2 protein-coding genes, 4 tRNA genes and 2 rRNA genes are annotated in these 3,445 nt (G+C 34.2%); all 8 read right to left on the bottom strand.

Annotated elements, in window-relative coordinates:
• Nucleotides 1–138: 138 nt before the first annotated feature.
• Nucleotides 139–210: transfer RNA gene (locus ACVQ8P_RS00080), tRNA-Gln, on the bottom strand.
• Nucleotides 211–221: 11 nt separating this feature from the next.
• A tRNA-Tyr gene (locus ACVQ8P_RS00075) sits at nucleotides 222–305 on the bottom strand.
• A 66-nt stretch (nucleotides 306–371) separates the two neighbouring features.
• On the bottom strand, nucleotides 372–1,196 hold the full coding sequence (locus ACVQ8P_RS00070; protein WP_462296826.1) for a metallophosphoesterase: 825 nt from the start codon (nucleotides 1,194–1,196) through the stop codon (nucleotides 372–374).
• A 61-nt stretch (nucleotides 1,197–1,257) separates the two neighbouring features.
• A complete protein-coding gene (locus ACVQ8P_RS00065) occupies nucleotides 1,258–2,721 on the bottom strand; it encodes a peptide MFS transporter (protein ID WP_462296825.1) in 1,464 nt (487 codons plus the stop codon).
• Nucleotides 2,722–2,952: 231 nt separating this feature from the next.
• Nucleotides 2,953–3,068: ribosomal RNA gene (gene rrf / locus ACVQ8P_RS00060) — 5S ribosomal RNA — on the bottom strand.
• Between the two features lie 44 nt (nucleotides 3,069–3,112).
• A tRNA-Thr gene (locus ACVQ8P_RS00055) sits at nucleotides 3,113–3,185 on the bottom strand.
• 5 nt (nucleotides 3,186–3,190) lie between these two features.
• Nucleotides 3,191–3,262 (bottom strand) — tRNA-Glu (locus ACVQ8P_RS00050).
• 57 nt (nucleotides 3,263–3,319) lie between these two features.
• Nucleotides 3,320–3,435 (bottom strand): 5S ribosomal RNA (gene rrf / locus ACVQ8P_RS00045).
• Nucleotides 3,436–3,445: the final 10 nt, after the last annotated feature.

Raw genomic sequence — 3,445 nt, 5'->3', positions numbered from 1 at the left:
TAATGGATTTGGATAAACCGTACCCAAAAGTCTTATGGCTTTTGGGTCTTTTTTTGTCATTATACAAAAAAACTGTTATTAGTAATAGAATTAATTTCTATTACCAACAACAGATATTGTAGACCCTTTTTTAGCTAGTTGGGTTAGATGGATTCGAACCATCGCATGACAGGATCAAAACCTGTTGCCTTACCGCTTGGCTATAACCCAATATTATAAAATGGTGGAAGAGAGTGGATTCGAACCACCGAACCCGAAGGAGCGGATTTACAGTCCGCCGCGTTTAGCCTCTTCGCTACTCTTCCATATCAGCTTTATCCGACTTAATTATCATACAAAAAAATACAATAAATATCAAGCTTTTTTTTCAATTATTTTAAATTAATTTTTTGTAAGGCAAATTTCCATTCTTCCATGAACGTATTTTTAGTCCATTCATTATATTTTTTTCGCCCATATCCCACTGGTTTCGTGTAATACATCGTTTTTTTTATTTGAATAGGGTCATGCTTAATGTGTAAATGTCCAAACAAAACTTTTTCAACTTGATAGTGTTCTAATAAGTCTCCCATTTTTTGACTTCCCAACATTCCATTAACGACGTTCCAAAAACGATTATCATCATTAATTTTGATATATGTTTTACTGGGAACAAAATGCGTCATAAATAAAATTTTTTTATTGAGTTGCTTTGCATCGCTTAACAATTTATCAGTTTGCGCTAAACTTAATTTAAATCTATCAACATCTAACATAGGTTGATTAATTTTACGATCAATCCAATAATTATTTTTCCAACGCAACATTTCCTCATTAGACCGTTTTAGCTGTTTTGAGTAACTATAATCATACCACCCATTATTTCCAATGATTCGCCATACAGTGCCAGGAACATCAATATATCGATTATGAAGATAAGAATCATTGGATAGACTCTCTAATTCATCAAATGTTACATTTTTAACCATATCATGATTACCAGCAATAAATAATACAATAATTTGATTACTCAACTTCTTTTTTAATCCGGCCACATATTTAACTGTTTCATTAAAATCATTAAATAAGTCACCTGCAATAAGATAATAGTCAACATGCATTGCTAACAAATATTTTGCTTGCTGATCAATAACTTCATCTACATTCACTTTATTAATATCAAAATGATTATCACTACTAGTTGCAACAATTGTCATATTTTCCTCCAAAAAAAAGATACGTTAATTAAAATTAACATATCTTTCATTAAAAATCTATTTAATTGACGCCTTCCATTAACTTGTGAATTTTTGGAATAAAAAAACTCAACATAATACCAAAGGCAACGGTAATTCCACCAACTACTGCAAAGTACATTGATTCAGTACCAGGTGTGTATAAGCGAACAATTTGTGAATTTAAAGCCTGAGCAACAGCGTCACTCAAGAACCAAACACTCATCATTTGAGATTGAAAACTCTTCGGTGCAAGTTTAGTCGTGATAGATAATCCGACTGGAGAAACCAAAACTTCACCAAGCATAACCATCATCCAACTAACAACTAGCCACAATGGGCCAACTTTAGTATCTGTACCGAAAAGAATCCCAGGTAACATCATCCAAAGGAATGAAGCACCAGCAAATACTAACCCTATTGAAAATTTAGCTGGAGAACTAGGTTGCTTTGAACCTAATTTAACCCACAACCAAGCAAATATTGGAACATAAATTAAAATAAACAATGGATTCATACTTTGGAAGAAACTAGCTGGGAAAGTAAATCCAAAAGCACTTAATCGAGTTCTAGTTGATGCAAACATTGCTAAAACAACTGAGCCTTGTTCTTCAATTGACCAGAATAAAATACTAGCAATAAATAATGGAATATAAGCTGTTAATCTTGATCGTTCAATTTTTGTTGTTTTCTTACTTACAAGCATCATTGTAAAGTAGTAAACAGGAATAATAACTGCAAGAATGGTAATTAAAAGAATAACATTCGTAATATTCAATGCCTTAAACAAGAACATAATAACTAAAATTAAAGCTAAAGCAATAACTCCAAGTGAAGACTTTTTTACAACAGATGACAATTCATTAGGTTGAATTGGATCATTAGGGTACAAGCTATCTTTTGTTAAGTATTTTCTACCGTCAAAATAGTATTGAACCAACCCGAAGAACATACCGATTGCTGCCAGTGAGAATCCAACATGATAATTGTATTCCTGACCAACCCATCCAACAAGTAACGGCGCAATCAAAGCACCAATATTAATCCCAGAAACAAAGATACTAAATCCAGAATCACGTCTTGGATCTTTACTACTGTATAAGCCACCAACCATTTCAGAAACATTTGGTTTTAACAAACCAGTTCCCAATACAATTAATGCAATAGAAATAAATAAAGCAACTGATTTAAATGGTGTTGCAAGAACAATATGTCCTAACATTATAAGTATTCCACCAAAGAACACCGTTTTCCTGCTACCCCAAAGACGGTCACTAACAAATCCACCAATAACACCAGATAAATAAATTAATGATCCATAAATTGACATAATTGACATAGCCGTTGCTTGATTATAACCAAGCCCATCCACTTTTGAAATCATGTAGTATAAAAGAATTGCTCGCATTCCGTAATAACTAAATCGTTCCCACATTTCTGTAAAGAACAGCGTTGATAAGCCTCTAGGATGACCAAAAAAGGCCGTATCTGTATTTTTATTCTGCATGGACTTCCTCCGATATAAATCTAATATATGTATTTTTAATGCATTACACATTATACAATGTTAATATATCAACAGTCAAATCAAATTTTTACTTTCATCTAATCAATTACTACTTGTTTTATCATTTTAATATTAATTTAAATAAATTTATCAAAAAAAGAGATCTGTCAAATGACAAATCTCCTTCCTTAACAACGGTCGTAAAAATCTTCTGATTTATTCTTTTATTTCGCATGGCAACGTCCTACCCTCGCAGGGGGCGACCCCCAACTACTCTTGGCGCTAAAAAGCTTAACTTCTGTGTTCGACATGGGAACAGGTGTATCCTTCTTGCTATCGCCACCACACTCTTTACTACTGAACAAACCAAAATCATTGCAACCATTAAAAATGCCGGCTGCAGGAGTCGAACCTGTGACCCTCGGTTTACGATACCGATGCTCTACCAACTGAGCTAAGCCGGCGAAAATGACCCGTACGGGATTTGAACCCATGTTACCGCCGTGAAAGGGCGGTGTCTTAACCACTTGACCAACGGGTCATATACATAAAAATGTGTTAATCAATTCGATTAGCACATTTTTAAATTTATTATTTAGCATGGCAACGTCCTACCCTCGCAGGGGGCGACCCCCAACTACTCTTGGCGCTAAGAAGCTTAACTTCTGTGTTCGACATGGGAACAGGTGTATCCTTCTTGCTATCGCCACCACACTCTTTTTTT

This window comes from Dellaglioa sp. BT-FLS60, assembly GCF_054941065.1.
Note: the sequence above shows the minus strand (reverse complement) of the source record. Positions and strands in the feature narration are given on the sequence as shown.